Below are 13,576 nucleotides of genomic sequence, written 5' to 3' on the forward strand. Positions count from 1 at the left end.
GCGCACGATCATCAGGTGCGGCGTGCCTGCAGGCCCAGCTTGGCGAGGAGGTCCATGTCTGCGGCCACGTCCGGGTTGCCGGTGGTGAGCAGCTTCTCGCCATAGAAGATGGAATTGGCGCCCGCCAGGAAGCACAGGGCCTGCACGGCTTCGCTCATTTGCTGGCGCCCGGCCGACAGTCGCACCCGCGCGCGCGGCATGGTGATGCGGGCCACCGCGATGGTGCGAACGAACTCCAGCGGGTCCAGGTCGGGCTGATCGGCCAACGATGTGCCGGCCACCTTCACCAGGTGGTTGATGGGCACGGACTCCGGGTAGTCGGGCGCGAGGTTGGCCAGTTGCGCCACCAGCGCAGCGCGCTGCAGCCGAGATTCGCCCATGCCCACGATACCACCGCAACACACTTTCACACCCGCACCACGCACGCGCTCCAGGGTGTCCAGCCGGTCCTGGTAGTCGCGAGTGGTGATGATCTCGCCATAGAAGTCGGGCGCGCTGTCGAGGTTGTGGTTGTAATAATCCAGGCCGGCGTCGCGCAGGGTCTCCGCGTGCCCTTCGCCCAGCATGCCCAAGGTGGCGCAGGCTTCAAGGCCCTCTTCTTTCACGGCGCGCACGAGTTCGGCCACGGCGTCCACGTCGCGGTCTTTCGGCGCGCGCCATGCGGCACCCATGCAGAAACGCGTGGCACCGGCCTGCTTGGCGCGTTGCGCGGCCTCGCGAACGGTGTCCACACCCATGAGCTTGCCGGCGGCCAGACCGGTGTCGAAATGCACCGACTGCGGGCAGTAGCCACAGTCTTCCGGGCAGCCGCCGGTCTTCACCGACAGCAAGGTGGCCAGCTCCACTTCCCCAGGGTCGAAGTGCTCGCGGTGCACGGTCTGGGCCCGGTACAGGAGATCGGCAAACGGCAGATCGAACAAGGCGGCCACTTCGGCCACCAACCAGCGTTCGGGCGTGGCGGCAGGCGCGGAGCGCGGCACCAGGCGCACCGGTTGTTCGTTCAGGGTGGTCGTGTTCATGGTCTTCCTTCAAAAAACGGAGTCAATCTTCAATACCGCGCTGGGCGGGAATGCCCGCCTTGAACGCATGTTTCACCAAGGTCATCTCGGTCACGGTGTCCGCCAGCTCGATGATTTCGGGCGGGCAGCGCCGTCCCGTCACGACCACATGCACGTCGCGCGGACGTTCGCGCAGCGTCTGCATCACATCTTCCAGCGGCAACCAGCCGTAGATCAGCGGGTAGGTCAGTTCGTCGAGCGTGACCATGAAGTATTCGCCACCCAGGATGGCAGCCCGAGCCTTCTGCCAGCCGTCCCGGGCGAGCTGCGCGGAATGTTCCAGGTCCTGGCTTTTCCAGCTGAAGCCGTCGCCCAGTCCTTCAATGGGCAGGCCCAACTGTTCAAAGATGCGGTGCTCGCCAAACCGTGCCGAAGGCACCTTCATGAACTGAAAGATCTTCACCAACTTGCCGTGCACATGCGTTCGGCCCAAGGCGCGCAAGGCCAGACCAAAAGCCGCCGTGCTCTTGCCCTTGCCGTCGCCCGTGTGCACGATGACCAGGCCGCGGCGCTCACCCTCAGGCTTCTCATGACGCTTCTCGGTCGGCGGGGATTCAATCTGCATGAACGGACTCCGTTTCAACAACCGTCAACGAGGCACCGCCACCCACTGGTCGCCCAGCGGGTGGATGGCGATACGGTGATCAAATACGTTTTCCAGCGCCTGGTGGGTCACCGGGTCGTCGCAATCGCCGGCGTGGACCACCCTCCCCTGCGCCATCACCACCATCTGGTCAGCATGCAGCGCCATACCGATCTCGTGCAACACGCTCACCACCGTCTTGCCCTGCGCCACCAGTTCGCGAACCAGCAGCAGCCAGTCGGCCTGGTGCGGCGGGTCCAGGTTGGCCAGCGGTTCGTCCATCAGCATCACCTCGGCCTGCACGGCCAGCAGGCGCGCCAGCAGCACACGCTGGCGCTCGCCACCAGACAGCGCGCCCAGCGGCCGTTCACGCCAGTCCCAGGCTTGTGTGGCGCGCAAGGCGAGCGTCACAGCAGCGCGGTCGGCGTCCGACGGCGGGGCCAGCCAGGGCTGGTGCGGCAATCTGCCCAGCATGGCCACGTCCCACACGCTGAGATCGTCTGCGCCCTGCTCGCCCTGCCCCAGCCAAGCCAGACAGCGCGCACGCTCGCGGCCGCGCCATTGCGCCAATGGGCGGTCCAGCAAGTGCACATCGCCAGTGTGTGGCAGCAGGCTCGCCACGGCCTTGAGCAAGGTGGACTTGCCTGCGCCGTTGGGACCCACCACGCTGGTCCAGCATCCCGCTGCAAAAGACACATCAATCCCATGCAACACCGGCACGCCGCCAAGCGCCACACCAATGCCGGAGGCTTGCAACGCCTGCATCACAAGCCACCCCCTGGCCGGCGGCGCCGGTGCATCAGCCAGAGCAGATAGCTACCGCCCAGCACCGCAGTGAGCACACCCACGGGCAGTTCCTGCGGTGCGATCATCCAGCGCGCCAGCACATCGGCGGCCATCAGCAGCAGGCCACCCATCAGCGCACTGAGCACAAGCAGCCTTGCGTGCGTGGTTTTCAATATGGAGCGCACCAGGTGCGGCGCAGCCAGGCCCACGAAAGCAATCAGACCGGTCTGCGCCACGGCGGCACCGGTGGCCAGCGCCAGCACCGCCACCAGCACGCCCCGCGCCGCCACCAGCGGCAGGCCCAGACTGAGCGCCGTGGATTCACCCAGGGCCAGCCCGTCAAGCACCCGGCCCAGCAAGGCGGCCACCAGCAAGCAGCCCAGCAGCGCCGCGGCCATCACGATGCAAGCGGTCCAGCCTACGAAGCCAGTGCTGCCGAGTACGAAGCCCTGCATGGCCTGCAACGTGTCCGGTTCGGCGATGGTCACCAGATCGCGCACGGCGCCCAGCACCACGCCCACGATCACGCCGGCCAGCAGCAAACGCAGCGTGTGCTGAACCCCTTTGGCCAGCGCCAGCGTGAGCATCACGCCCAGCACCGCACCGGCAAAAGCCGCGCCCGTGAGACCCAGCCGCACCAACCACTGTGTGGCAAATGGCGACGCACCAAAAAAAGCCAGCGCCAGTGCCACACCCAGCGCCGCGCCCGACGCACTGCCCAGCAGGTACGGGTCCGCGAGCGGGTTGCGGAACAAGCCCTGCGCCACCGCGCCGGCCAGGCCGAGCAAGGCGCCGGCCACCCACGCCCCCAGTGTGCGCGGCAGCCGGATCTCCCACAGGATCTGCCAGGCCACCGGGTCGGTGCGGGCGTTGAGCACGCTGTCAAAGCCGGTGCTCCCCACACCGGCGCCCAGCAGCAGCACCACGGTCGCCATTAGCAGCAAGGCGGTACCCAGCCAGAGGCTGTGCCGCACCCCGCTCACGGCCACCTCTGCGTGTGGTGCCCCGCCCTCATGGCGCTGCCTTGTCGGACACGCAGCGCGCCATGATTCGTGCGGCCTCGGCCATGCGGGGACCCGGGCGCACCAGCACATCGGATTCTTCTGCGGTGAAGACACACACGTGTCTTTCGCGCAAGGCACGCATGCCAGCCCAGCCCGGCCTCTGCTCCATGCCCTGCACATTGCGTGCGCCGATCATGATGAGGTCTGGATTGGCGCGCACCACGTATTCGGGGTTGATGCGTGGGAACGGACCCAGCTCGGGCGGCACAATGTTCTCCAGCCCCAGGCGCGTCATCATCTCGCCAATGAAAGACTGGGTGCCGGCGGCATACCCCCCCGTGCTGACCTCGTAATACACACGCAGCGAGCGTGCACCGGGCGGCAGCGACTGCGCCGCCGCGCTCACGCCCGCATCGATGTGACGCCAGATGCGCTCGGCATCGGGCACCTCCAGCAGCCGTCCAAGCGTGCCCATCACGCGCTGCACATCCGCTGAGCGCTTGGGCTCCAGTGCCACCACCTTGATACCCAGAGACTCCAGCCGCTGTACCCCACGCGACGAAATGGCCATCAACACCACGTCGGGCCGCAGCGCCACGATGGCCTCGATGTTGGGGTCGATGCCGCCACCCGTCTTGGGCAGGGTCTGCACAGCCGCCGGGTGGTTGGAATAACGATCCACACCCACGAGCCGGTGGCACTGGCCCAGTTCGCACACGGTTTCGGTGAGCGAAGGCAGCAACGAGACAATGCGCTGGGGTGACTGCGTCAGCGCCACAGTCACACCCCTGTCGTCGGTGATCTGCAAGCCCGCGGCCTGGACAGCACCCGCGCACAGCAGACCAATGCCCCACGCAAACCATCGACAGCAAATGTTCACGGCATTCATGACCCGTCTTTCAGTGTCAGCGGCAGCCCGGCGGCCATCAAGGTGGCACGCGAGCATACGGCCGCCACCCGCTGGTTCAAACCGCCCAGGGCGTCCACGTAAGCGCGCACGTCGCGACCCATTGGAATCACGCCCAGGCCAATCTCGTTGCTCACCAGCACCACCGGCCCGGGTGCGTTCTTTATCGCGCTGCACAGTTCAAGGGTCGGCGCATCAGGATCGGCCGGCGAACTTTCGGCCGGCATCATCAGATTCGTCAGCCACAGGGTGAGGCAGTCCACCACCACCAGCGTCTGCGGCGCACTGTGTTCCTGCAAGGCCTCGGCCAGTGCCAGCGGCTCTTCCACCGTTTCCATGCCAGGCAGACGCTCGGCGCGGTCGCATTGGTGGCGCGCGATGCGCTCGCGCATCTCGTCGTCCCAGGCTTGGCCGGTGACGATCATCACCGCAGTGTGTTCGGGTGCAGCGTCGATCCACTGGCGCGCCAGCCATTCGGCACGGCGGGACTTGCCGCTGCGCTGACCACCCAGAATGAGTTCGCTGAGCACGGTGTCAGCCATGCGTCTTCATCCATTGCATGACGATGCGGTGCAACTGTTCCACGCCATCGGTGAGTGCTGCCGGCCCTGGCTGCAGGATGTCCGCCGACTTGATTTCAAACAGCTGCCCGGTTTTCACAGCAGGCACGTCTTGCCAGCCGTCCCGAGCCGCCACCTTCTCTGCCCGGAATTTTTTTCCGCACCACGATCCGATGATGATGTCCGGGTTGCGCCGCACGATCTCGGCACCGTCCGCGATGATGCGGTCCTTGCCAAGCGACTGCAGCGCCAGTTCGGGAAAACAATCGTCTCCACCCGCCACGCCCAGCAACTCGGAGACCCAGCGAATGGCGCTGATGTGCGGCACGTCCCATTCTTCAAAGAACACGCGCGGGCGACGTTTGCCATCAGCGACCAGCGTATGCACCTCCCGGCGCATCTCGTCGAGACGAACTCGTCGCTCATCCATCCACGCCAGCCCGGTATCCGCGCAACCCACCATGGCCGCCACCTGGTACAGCATGGAAAACACCTCTTCCACGCTGCGCTGGTTGAACACTGTCACCTGCACACCGGCGCGCACCAGCGCCGCCGCAATGTCGGCCTGCAAATCAGAAAAACCAAACACGCAATCGGGCTGCAGCGCCAGTATCTTGTCGATTCTGGCCGTCAGGAAGGCGCTCACCTTCGGTTTTTCATCCCGTGCGCGTCGCGGGCGCACGGTGTAGCCGGAGATGCCCACGACGCGGTGTTCCTGCCCCAGCAGGTACAGCCACTCGGTGGTCTCTTCGGTCAGGCAGACGATGCGCTTCGGACCCAGTGTCGGCTGCAAGTTCATGAAACCGCTTTCAGTAGAAAGAGAAACGCCCCCAAAAGAACAGCCGACCAGTGCGCACTCACCGCTGTGGTTTCCAGTCCAGCGTGAAGTAAGCAGCGCGCCCTGGCTGGTTGTAACCGCGTGCGGTTTCATACACCTTGTCGGCCAGGTTGTTCAGCCGCAGGTTCAGCGACCAGTCTTTTTGCACTCGATAGACGGCGTAGAGGTCCAGCGTGGCAAAGCCCGGCAATCGCACGGTGTTGGCCGCGTTATCGAAGCGGTCGGATACCGCCAGCAACGACCCACCCCAGGTCCAGGCGCCGCTCTGGCGGTCCAGGGCCAGCGTCAGTGTCTCGTCGGCGCGGCGTTGCAGCTTGAGCCGATTGGTCTCGTTGCGCGCGTCCAGCAGTTCCAGATTCGCGTTCCATTTCCAGACCCCCGCCGACCCGGTGTATCCCAGCGACCAGCCTTCCATGCGGGCACGAGGTACGTTCAGCACCACTGGCTGCGTGGTGATGAAGCCACGCACCCGGTTGTCGAAGCGCGTGAGCTTCACCTCGTGCAGGCCCCGGTTGTAGGTGAGGCCCACTTCGCTGTTCTTGCCTCGCTCAGGCTGGGTCGTGGGGTTGCCATTGAAGAACGGCGACACGTAGTACAGCGTGTTGAAAGACGGCATCTTGAAGGAGGTACCGTAGGCCACGTGCGGACGCCAGTTCGGCGTGAGCTGGTAGCCATAGCTCGCAAAGCCGGTGGTGGCGTCACCAAACTGGGAGTTGCTGTCGCGCCGCAGATTGGCCTGCCAGAAGTGCGCACCTGATTGGCCATGAACGCCGGCAAACACGGCGCGCGTGGTGCGGCTGTTAACCGCATAGGCCTGGGTGCCAGACACTTCTTCGCGCACCGACTCCAGGCCCATGAGCACATTGCCTGCGACCGTGTTCCAGTCGTGCTGCAAAGTCGCCTGCGTCTGGGCGGTGTCGAACCGGGCGGTGTCGAAAACGCTGAAACTGGTGGAGCGGTCGTCGCTGCGCGCCAGCTTGAATTGTGTGCGCGAATCGGCCGACCATTGGCGCTCCAGCCCCCAGCCCGCGATGCGTGTGGTGACGTCAGACCGCACATCAAAAACACCCGGCCCCTCGTCGTACGCCGACGTGCCGTCGGCCTGGGTGACATGCAGGTTGCTCGACCAGCCAGGCGCAAACGCCCAGCGAACCGTGGCAGATACGCTGTCCTGATCGAAGCCGTCCTTGTCCGGGTTGTGGCTACCGAAGGCCACGTCCGGGTTCGTGGCAGAAAAGCCTTTTTCGCGCACGGTGCCAAAGTGGAGTGCGTAGGTCAGCGCATCGGTGCCACCACTCAGCCCGCCCGAGGCAGCACGGTGACCAAAGCTGCCCAGCGTGACGCTGGCACTGGGATGAAATCCTTTTGAACCCTGCTTGGTGAACACCTGCACAACACCGCCCACGGCATCGCTGCCGTACAGCGCAGAAGCAGGCCCCTTGAGCACTTCAATGCGCTCGATGATGCCCAGCGGAATGTTGTCGAACGAGGCTGAGCCCGCCGTTGATGTGCCGTACCTAACCCCGTCCACCAGCAGCAGCACATGGCGCGACTCGGTGCCGCGCACGAACAGGCCCGATTGTTTCCCCAGTCCGCCGTTGGCCGACATCTGCAGGCCGGCCGATCGCGACAGCACTTCAGACAGCGTGCGGCCGTTGGACTTTTCCAGCGTGTCGGTCTCGATCACCACGACATCGCTGAGCACAGCGTCCGAGCGGGTTTCGACCCGCGTGGCGGTGACCACCGTCTCTGAAAGGTAGGCGACCGTTTCGGCCTGGGCGTGGGAAGGGAAAGCCGCCAGCAAGGCAAGCGGCAACGCGGCAAGATGCATGCGCGAAGAAACGTTTTTCATGAAAGAGAACCAGCTTGGGTGTCCTCACCGTCTTCCCCGACAGTGCATGGACGTCACGGAAGCGCGTCCGTTGCCAGGCGCACTTCCACCTTGTTGGCCGGTATCCGGGCTGACAGAACAACCTCCATCGCCTTCCCAGGGCACAGGCCTTTGACAAGGCCGGTGATCCAGTGGCTGCGTGATGAAAGCGGAGCGAACCGAAAAAGGTTTCGGGACTCTCGTCTGCTTACCGTTGCGGGGGCAGCGCAGGTTAGGTCTGTTCGGATGAACGCAACCCTCCTGCTTCCCGTTGAACTGCGGCATGTGAACCACACCGCGAGCACCAACGGCTGGCATTGTACGCCCCGCCTTGGCGCGTCGACCCTACAATGAGCAAACTCAAGTGGTAACCATGGCCGACATCAAGCACCTTGACCAGATCGCCGAGCGGGTAGAACGCTTGCTGCTGCGCCACGAAGAACTGCAGCGCACCAACGTCTTGCTGCACGAGCAGATTCAGGCTTTGCAGGCCGAGCGCGACACTCTCAAATCGCGCCTCAACGCCGCTCGCGCCCGCATCGACGCCTTGCTCGACAGGCTGCCCGCCGGTCAAAGCATTGAAGATCCCGATCCCACCCGCCAGGAACGCGCATGAGCAAGCCCACCAGCAAACAGGTTGAAGTTCAGATCATGGGCCAGAGCTATTTGCTGGCCTGCCCGGTGGGTGGTGAATCGGCACTGCTTGATGCAGTGGAGCGCGTGGACACCGCCATGTGCCGCATCCGCGACGCAGGCAAAGTCAAGGCACGTGACCGCATCGCCGTGCTCGCCTCACTCAATCTCGCGTTCGAACTGTCGCAGCGAGAAGCCGACAGTTTTCAGGCCTCCTCTTTCGGCGGCGAAGCTTCCCACCTGGGTGACGCCGAAGACACCGACCCCGCCGTGCAAGCCCGAGTGGACGACCTCATCCGCCGACTCGACGGCACGCTCGGCGTCGATGGCCAATTGCTCTGACGTGCGCTTGAAGCGCGTTTACCTCACCGCTTGATCCGCCGTCCGTCTGTCCGGGGTCTTTCCGGACCAGTGGTCCACACACTGCTTCGCGTGCACCTACAATTTGAACTGTCTGCAGTGCGCGCCGGGCTTTATATTTCCTTGAACCAATGCTCATAGAGCCCGGGCTTGGAACATCGCATGGTGGGTGTGAGCGTCTCGCGTCAGACGAACCCGAAGCCATGCTGACCTTGCCCACCTGAACCCCGGTTCAGGATGCCGGTCCGGTGGCACTTGCAGACACCCCTATTCGGAACACCCCCCTGCGCCGCTTCGCGGCTTCCCCCCTCTCCTGCGGGATGGGGGACGCGCCCAGTGGCCCGGCGAAGCCGGTTCCACGGGCGCCCTGGATGGCTCCCTCTCCAGCGGATGCTTTTGGTGTTTGCTGCCCCCTCTTCCCAACACCCTCTTTCAGTGCTTCGCCCTGCGGGAGTGATGCGCACCCGGGCTGAGCCGCTTTCGGGGTCACGACGAGTGGCTGGCTCTGCCTCGCTCGCTTCTGACATCTGGCGTTCGGCCACAATCCCCCCATGATTTTTGAACCTCTGTTGATCATTCAGTTGGTCGTGCTCGGCCTTTTCACCGGTTTCCTCGCAGGCCTGCTGGGCATTGGCGGCGGCATGATCATGGTGCCGTTCATCTCGGCCATTCTGGCGGGCCGTGGCGTGCCGGTAGATCTCTCGGTCAAGATGGCCATTGCCACTTCCATGGCCACCATCATCTTCACCTCCATCTCCAGCGTGCGTGCGCACCACCAGCGCGGTGCCGTGCGCTGGGACATTGCCAAGCGCCTTTCCCCTGGTATCGTGCTGGGTGCAGCGCTGGCCAGCCTGGGTGTGTTCGCCTTGCTCAAGGGCAGCTGGCTGGCGCTGTTCTTTGCGGCCTTCGTGAGTTTTTCTGCCACGCAAATGCTGATGGACCGCAAACCCAAAGCCACCCGCACGCTGCCGGGCACCGCCGGCCAGGTGGCCGCTGGCACCACCATCGGTTTTCTTTCCGGCCTGGTGGGAGCAGGCGGCGGTTTTGTGAGCGTGCCCTTCATGACCTGGTGCAATGTGGCCATCCACAACGCCGTGGCCACCAGTGCGGCGCTCGGCTTCCCCATTGCGCTGGCCAATGCGGTGGGCTATGCCATTTCCGGCCAGGGTGTGGCCGACCTGCCGCCGTGGTCATTCGGCTACATCTTCGTGCCGGCCCTGGTGGTGATCGCCACGTTCAGCGTGCTCATGGCGCCACTGGGTGTGCGGGCAGCGCACGCCCTTCCGGTGAAATCGCTGCGGCGGGTCTTTGCCGGCATTCTGTATGTGCTGGCGGCCTACATGGCCTACAAAGGGATCACGGGTTGATCGCGCCCTGATTGGCAGAGCCTGCTGAAGCCCTCGCAGACCCTTCGACAGGCGCAGCCCGCGACCCACGACGCATGAAATGGTCCGGTCCGTGGCACCGCCGGGCCGGCTTTGCCGGACGGCCAGTGCCGCCCCCTTTGAGGGGGTGACGCGAAGCGGCGCGGGGGTGTTTCATTTCAGCTTGCGATCCGCGACCACGATGCCGTCTTCGTCGGCGTACAGCCAGTCGCCCGGCCTGACCCAGACGCCCTGCATCTGCACCGCCACCTCGCGCTGCCCTTCGGTGCGCCGCTCGGTCGGCAGGGGTATCAGCGCCAGTGCCCTGATGCCCACATCACAGGCGGCCAGCTCCGCAGCATCGCGCACGCAACCGTTGACCACCACGCCGGCCCAGCCATTGCGAGCCGCCGCCGCAGCCAGGTTGCCGCCCACCAGCGCACGGCGCAATGAACCGCCGCCATCCACCACCAGCACGTGCCCGTCGCCCGGGCTCTCCACCGCCTGCTTGACCGGCGTGTTGTCTTCAAAGCACTTCACGGTGACCACCGGACCGGCAAACCGCTGACGTCCACCCCAGCTCGGGAACACCGGCGGCAGCACCCTGAACCGGCCGGAATCGTCACCCTTGTGAGCATCACACAGATCGCAGGTGGGCACAAAAACGGAGGCGTCGGCTGGGCGGGAAGACGTTGGCTGCATGGTCGATCCTGTGGGTTTTTTCGCAAGAAGCGGTGCGCAAAAAGCGCCATCATATTCAGCGCACACCGCGCGCCATGCGGGTGCCCCGCACATATGCTGCGCGGAAGTGTTGTTTTCCGTGCCACAAACCGATGTTCCCCCTATGAAATTCGCTGAAAAAGCGCGTTGCCCATCTTGGATTGACCCTGCAAGTCCATTAGCATCCGAGACACCGGTAAGAAAGCGCGTTTTCTGCTGGTGAATTACAAACTTCTAGAAGGACATTCAACCATGGCAACTGCGAAAAAAGCGCCCGCTAAAAAAGCGGCACCGGCAAAGAAAGCCGCCGCACCAGCGAAGAAAGCTGCACCGGCCAAGAAGGCAGCAGCACCTGCGAAGAAAGCAGCACCTGCGAAGAAAGCGGCACCTGCGAAGAAGGCTGCACCGGCCAAGAAGGCGGCACCTGCCAAAAAAGCCGCTCCAGCGAAAAAGGCGGCTCCTGCCAAGAAGGCAGCACCCGCCAAGAAGCGCACCCCCAACGCGGCCTTCATGAAGGCCATGACCCCCAGCGCCGCTCTTGCAGCCATCGTGGGCAGCAACCCCCTGCCGCGCACCGAGGTCACCAAGCAGGTCTGGGCTTACATCAAAAAGAACAAGCTGCAGGACGAAGTCAATCGCCGCATGATCAACGCCGACGCCAAGCTGAAGGAAATCTTCAAAAAGGCACAGGCTTCCATGTTCGAAATGACCAAGATGATCAACGATCACCTCAAGTGATGGATTGATGGCTGTGCTTGCTCCCTTGCGGAGCGGCCACTCGAAAGAAAAGCTGGCGCAAGCCGGCTTTTTTTTGCTCACTGAGTTGTCGCAATCGGCCCTATGTGCAACTCAGGAGTTGACACCCGGGCACCCACCCCTGCCGAGTCATTTCACAACTGTGGGACCCGAAACGATTTGTCGATGCCCCAAAAACGCCACCGATAAATCTCTCAGCCTCCAATGGCCTCGATCTCCATTGCTGGACGGCGCAACCGATGGTGCGCCACCGCACGAAACTGTGAGAAACTTTGTTCACTGTTTCCCCCAGTTGTGGGATGACACCTCCAATCACAACCACCAACATGCAGTTACAAGGTTCCTGCGTCGACGCGCCACCGGATGGTGCCTTGCCTTTGCAACAACACAAGGTGGTGCTGGTGGTGGATCTGGTGGAGTCGGTGCGCCTGATGGCGGGCAATGAAGCGGCGGTGGTCAAACGCTGGCAAGGGTTCATGCGGTTTGCCTCCACCTGCGTGCCGAAGCATCGTGGCCGGCTGGTCAAGAGCCTGGGCGACGGCCTGCTGGCCGAATTCGACGAAGCATCAGACGCCGTGCAGACCGCCATGGCCCTGCACAGCCATTTCATCCCCGTCAACAAAACCCTGCACCCGAACGAGCAGATGCACCTGCGCGCCGGCATCAACGCCAGCCAGCTGTACGTGGGTGAACACGATGTGTACGGCCATGGTGTGAACCTGGCGGCGCGGGTGGCGAGCCTTGCCGGGCCTGATCAGATCGTGGTCACGGCTTCGGTCCGCGATGCACTGGTCGATGGCATGGACGGTGATGTCGAAGACATGGGGGAGAGCTACCTCAAGCACTGGCCCGAGCCGGTGCGCACGTGGCGCGTCTGGCCCGCAGACCGGGTGGGTGATGGTGCAGCACGGTCCAAAGAAGCCCTCCCAGTCCAGGAAGACTTGCGCCCGAGCATTGCGGTCATTCCCTTCGACTGTCACCCCCCCTCACCGGAACATCAGGTCGTGGGTGAACTGATCGCCGATGGCGTCATCACCCAGCTCTCACGCGAAGGTCAGTTGCGGGTCATCTCGCGCCTGTCCACCACCGCACTCCGCGGTCGCCAGGTGACGCTGGGCAACATCCACCACCTGCTGGCGGCCAGTTTCGTGCTCAGTGGCAGCTACAGCGTGGTCGGCGGCAAGGTGGTGATCAACGCCGAACTCAGCGATGCGCGCCGCAACGACGTGGTCTGGGCCGATCGTGTGATTGGCACGGTCGACGACCTGCTGCAGATGGAAAGCCAGCTCATTCACCAGCTCACCGACGCCAGCACCCAGGCCCTGATGAGCTGCACCATCCGCCGCGCCATGGTGCTGCCCGTACCCCATCTGGACAGCAACGCCCTGCTGTTGGGTGGCATTGCCATGATGCATCGCTCCACCGCGCGCGACCTGGATCGCAGCCGCGAACTGCTGGATGCCGTCACCAATCGACACGCCCGCGTGGCCACCCCTTGGGCATGGATGGCCAAATGGCACATCCTCAACGTCATCCAGGGCCGCAGCGCCGACGCACCAACCGAGTTCCGCCAAGCCATCGACATCGCAGACCGCGCGCTCGACCTTGAGCCCCACAGCTCCCTGGCTCTGGCCATCAAGGGCCACCTGCTGTGCCATCTGGGCGTCGATCTCGACAAGTCGAGGGATTTGCTGTTGATGGCCACCGAAGTCAACCCGAACGACCACAACGCCTGGCTCTATGCGGGTTTCTGGTCAACCATGTGGGGTGATGCAGCCGACGCAGTTCGAGAGTCCGAGCGTGCGCTGGACCTGTCTCCACTGGATCCGCAGCGCTTCTTCATTGAGATGCTCGTTGCGCACAGCTACCTAGTGGCAAACGATCTCTCCAATGCGATCAACATGTGCCATCAGTCCCTGCGTCGCAACCGCTATTACCTAGCGACGCTTCGTGTCTTGATGACCGCCCAATACGAGGCAGGACAGGTCGAGGACGCTCGTCAAACTCTGGGACAGTTGCTCGCGCTTCAACCCGATCTGAGCGTAAGCAAATTCCTCTCTTACGGGGGCCAAAGCAAAATTAGACAACGTGCAGCTGACGCGATGGCCGGGCTGGGCTTGTCACGTTGAAATCAGAA

14 protein-coding genes, 1 other RNA gene and 1 riboswitch are annotated in these 13,576 nt (G+C 63.9%); of the genes, 6 read left to right on the forward strand and 9 right to left on the reverse strand.

Features of this window, described 5'->3' with window-relative positions; all coding sequences use genetic code 11:
* Positions 1-11: 11 nt before the first annotated feature.
* The 8 genes from bioB to Q7V46_RS18830 form a co-directional block, all read right to left on the reverse strand.
* On the reverse strand, positions 12-1,004 hold the full coding sequence (bioB, locus tag Q7V46_RS18795; protein ID WP_370690400.1) for a biotin synthase BioB: 993 nt from the start codon (positions 1,002-1,004) through the stop codon (positions 12-14).
* A 37-nt stretch (positions 1,005-1,041) separates the two neighbouring features.
* Positions 1,042-1,623, reverse strand: a complete 582-nt coding sequence (gene cobO / locus Q7V46_RS18800; RefSeq protein WP_304915102.1) for a cob(I)yrinic acid a,c-diamide adenosyltransferase — start codon at positions 1,621-1,623, stop codon at positions 1,042-1,044.
* Between the two features lie 24 nt (positions 1,624-1,647).
* The gene (locus Q7V46_RS18805; protein WP_304915103.1) at positions 1,648-2,406 is read right to left on the reverse strand and encodes an ABC transporter ATP-binding protein; all 759 of its coding nucleotides are present in this window, start codon (positions 2,404-2,406) and stop codon (positions 1,648-1,650) included.
* On the reverse strand, positions 2,406-3,362 hold the full coding sequence (locus Q7V46_RS18810) for an iron ABC transporter permease (RefSeq protein ID WP_304915319.1): 957 nt from the start codon (positions 3,360-3,362) through the stop codon (positions 2,406-2,408). Before Q7V46_RS18810 ends, Q7V46_RS18805 begins: the two co-directional genes overlap by 1 nt.
* A gap of 76 nt (positions 3,363-3,438) precedes the next feature.
* On the reverse strand, positions 3,439-4,320 hold the full coding sequence (locus Q7V46_RS18815; RefSeq protein ID WP_304915104.1) for an ABC transporter substrate-binding protein: 882 nt from the start codon (positions 4,318-4,320) through the stop codon (positions 3,439-3,441).
* Complete coding sequence (locus Q7V46_RS18820; protein ID WP_304915105.1) at positions 4,317-4,880, reverse strand: bifunctional adenosylcobinamide kinase/adenosylcobinamide-phosphate guanylyltransferase; 564 nt, start codon at positions 4,878-4,880, stop codon at positions 4,317-4,319. Before Q7V46_RS18820 ends, Q7V46_RS18815 begins: the two co-directional genes overlap by 4 nt.
* Positions 4,873-5,697, reverse strand: a complete 825-nt coding sequence (locus Q7V46_RS18825) for an ABC transporter substrate-binding protein (RefSeq protein WP_304915106.1) — start codon at positions 5,695-5,697, stop codon at positions 4,873-4,875. Before Q7V46_RS18825 ends, Q7V46_RS18820 begins: the two co-directional genes overlap by 8 nt.
* A 58-nt stretch (positions 5,698-5,755) precedes the next feature.
* Entirely contained in the window at positions 5,756-7,588 is a 1,833-nt protein-coding gene (locus Q7V46_RS18830; RefSeq protein WP_304915107.1) for a TonB-dependent receptor domain-containing protein, read from the reverse strand.
* A gap of 77 nt (positions 7,589-7,665) precedes the next feature.
* A riboswitch (cobalamin riboswitch) is annotated at positions 7,666-7,930 on the reverse strand.
* Between the two features lie 49 nt (positions 7,931-7,979).
* On the opposite strand from Q7V46_RS18830, the gene Q7V46_RS18835 reads away from it, so the two are divergent.
* The 4 genes from Q7V46_RS18835 (at position 7,980) to Q7V46_RS18850 (ending at position 9,966) form a co-directional block, all read left to right on the forward strand.
* Positions 7,980-8,222, forward strand: coding sequence for a DUF904 domain-containing protein (locus tag Q7V46_RS18835; RefSeq protein WP_304915108.1), 243 nt, complete (start codon positions 7,980-7,982; stop codon positions 8,220-8,222).
* The gene (locus tag Q7V46_RS18840; RefSeq protein ID WP_304915109.1) at positions 8,219-8,581 is read left to right on the forward strand and encodes a cell division protein ZapA; all 363 of its coding nucleotides are present in this window, start codon (positions 8,219-8,221) and stop codon (positions 8,579-8,581) included. The genes Q7V46_RS18835 and Q7V46_RS18840 overlap by 4 nt, the downstream gene beginning before the upstream one ends.
* A gap of 106 nt (positions 8,582-8,687) precedes the next feature.
* A non-coding RNA gene (ssrS, locus tag Q7V46_RS18845) (6S RNA) lies at positions 8,688-8,867 on the forward strand.
* 283 nt (positions 8,868-9,150) lie between these two features.
* On the forward strand, positions 9,151-9,966 hold the full coding sequence (locus Q7V46_RS18850) for a sulfite exporter TauE/SafE family protein (protein WP_304915110.1): 816 nt from the start codon (positions 9,151-9,153) through the stop codon (positions 9,964-9,966).
* Between the two features lie 171 nt (positions 9,967-10,137).
* Here the strand turns inward: Q7V46_RS18850 and rraA are convergent, their stop codons facing one another.
* Entirely contained in the window at positions 10,138-10,665 is a 528-nt protein-coding gene (rraA, locus tag Q7V46_RS18855; RefSeq protein WP_304915111.1) for a ribonuclease E activity regulator RraA, read from the reverse strand.
* A 270-nt stretch (positions 10,666-10,935) separates the two neighbouring features.
* Between rraA and Q7V46_RS18860 the strand changes: the two genes are divergently transcribed.
* Together Q7V46_RS18860 and Q7V46_RS18865 are read left to right on the forward strand one after the other, a co-directional pair.
* Entirely contained in the window at positions 10,936-11,421 is a 486-nt protein-coding gene (locus Q7V46_RS18860) for an SWIB/MDM2 domain-containing protein (protein WP_304915112.1), read from the forward strand.
* Between the two features lie 344 nt (positions 11,422-11,765).
* The gene (locus tag Q7V46_RS18865; RefSeq protein WP_304915113.1) at positions 11,766-13,568 is read left to right on the forward strand and encodes an adenylate/guanylate cyclase domain-containing protein; all 1,803 of its coding nucleotides are present in this window, start codon (positions 11,766-11,768) and stop codon (positions 13,566-13,568) included.
* Positions 13,569-13,576: the final 8 nt, after the last annotated feature.

It is taken from the genome of Hydrogenophaga sp. (assembly GCF_030651625.1).
In the GTDB taxonomy this organism is placed as follows: domain Bacteria; phylum Pseudomonadota; class Gammaproteobacteria; order Burkholderiales; family Burkholderiaceae_C; genus Hydrogenophaga.